Here is a 1,973-nt window from a genome sequence, read left to right on the forward strand (position 1 = left end):
TAATCGGGTAGCCGAGGGTATCTAGCCCTCAGCCCCCACAACACCCTGCATGCGGGTCCGCACAGGGCGTTTCATCTAACAGATTACCCGTTTGGGTAATGCACTTTTATCCATCCGTCTTTGAGTGAATATAGTCCCTCGTTTTTCAGATAATTTAAGCTTAAAGCCTGTTGAATACCGGCTGTTTTGGAACTGCGCCAAGGCCCTTTACTTGTGATGCCACAGGCAACGGCTGCTTGCACATGAACTCCACGCTTCATCAGGTTTCTCACTTTAGTTCTCGGTTTTCGCCATTGTCGCCAGTAACACATCCTGATCCTGCGCCTTATCCATTGGTCTAGGTCAACACATTGCTGGTATGCGTTTGCAATACCAAAATAATTGATCCATCCGCTTAGATATTGGCTTAATTTAAACAGCTGATATTGCATGCTCACGCCCCAATTACGGTTAGTTAAAATGCGTACCTGTCGCTTAAATTTATGCAGGGTTTTGTCATGCCATTTGATTGCTCCACGTTTAAAGGTAAACCCTAAGAATTTACTTTGTGTGGTTTTAACCACCTGACTTTTATCCGTGTTAACAAACAATTTGAGTTTAGTTTCAAGGAACCGAGTAACGCTGGCAAGTACACGTTCGCCTGCACGTTTTGATTTTACTAAGATTATAAAATCATCAGCGTAACGGGTAAATTGGTGACCTCGTTGCTCCAATTCTTTGTCTAAATCATCCAGCATAATGTTGGATAATAAAGGTGAAAGAGGGCCGCCTTGCGGTACTCCTTCTAAACTCGGGATTAGCGTGCCATTGTCATCAAATCCAGCTCTCAAATAACGGCCAATGAGTTTGAGCAAGCGTTTATCTTTGACATGACGTGATAAATTTCGCATCAATAAGTCGTGATTGACTCGGTCAAAGAACTTTGACAAATCGACATCTACCGCAATATTGCGTTTAGATTTAATCATTTGTTGAACTTGCTTCACTGCTTGTTGGCCGTTACGGTTAGGACGAAAACCAAAGCTGTTATCTGAAAATGTGCTATCAATGATGGGCGATAAAACCTGAGTAATGGCTTGCTGGATAACCCGGTCGACTACTGTGGGTATTCCGAGTTGCCGTTTTCCACCATCGGGTTTATCAATTTCAACGCGTTTGACCAGTTGTGGACGATAAGTCCCATTTTCGAGTTGAGCTTTGCACTGTTGCCAGTGTTGTTTTGCCCAGTCGATAAATTGGTCTATTTTCATACCATCTACACCCGCTGCACCTTTGTTGGCTTTAACCTGCTTCCATGCGCGTTGAAGGTTATCGTTTGATAAAACGTGTTCAAATAAATCAAAGTTGAAGGTTGATTGCACTGCATTACGCTGCATATCAGAACCACAGGGCTGTGGCGTATAGTTATGTAAGTAAGACATGAAGTATTCCTTCGGTTAAATGTTCAGGCCTTCACCGTGTCCCATCCATTACGATAGGTGTTTGGCTACTATGCCGTCTGCTGACTGCTGGATAATCACAAAATAAATTGCTCTAAATTGCGCTGCGTGCGTATCGGTGGGTGTTGCAGTGGTTTCGCTCGTAGTCTATTTCGCAACCAAATAGCACGCCAAGGGGTTGATTGACCAGCCACTTACTGGTATTTTCCGCAGCGATAGCGCAGGCCGCATGTTATCCAGCTCTCCCCGAATAAGAACATTAACTTTCATTGCACAACTGCATCATTTACGGTGGCCGTTAGATCACGTGACTTCGTTATCTTGTGCTAACTCGTCTTCAGCCTGCGCCTAGTATGATGTTTTTGTTCATCAGCTCGCAATTTTGCTAGCGGCTTCCTCCATACAACCCCTCGCGGATTTGCACTTGCCATTCGCTAGTAGTTATCGTTTAATAACAATCAGTTATTTAAACGGTGATCTTCCTACAGAGGACTTTCACCTCATTAGTTAATGCCCATGTCGGGCGTACACAAA

The 1,973-nt window shown here is 44.0% G+C and carries 1 protein-coding gene; it reads right to left on the reverse strand.

Annotation, left to right across the window (positions count from 1 at the left end):
• Positions 1–83: 83 nt before the first annotated feature.
• Positions 84–1,421: a group II intron reverse transcriptase/maturase gene (ltrA, locus tag CEX98_RS21910; RefSeq protein ID WP_099644109.1), complete on the reverse strand. Its 1,338-nt coding sequence runs from the start codon at positions 1,419–1,421 to the stop codon at positions 84–86.
• Positions 1,422–1,973 lie beyond the last annotated feature (552 nt).

Origin of the sequence: Pseudoalteromonas piscicida, assembly GCF_002744175.1 — a bacterium.
Taxonomy (GTDB): Bacteria; Pseudomonadota; Gammaproteobacteria; order Enterobacterales; family Alteromonadaceae; genus Pseudoalteromonas; species Pseudoalteromonas piscicida_B.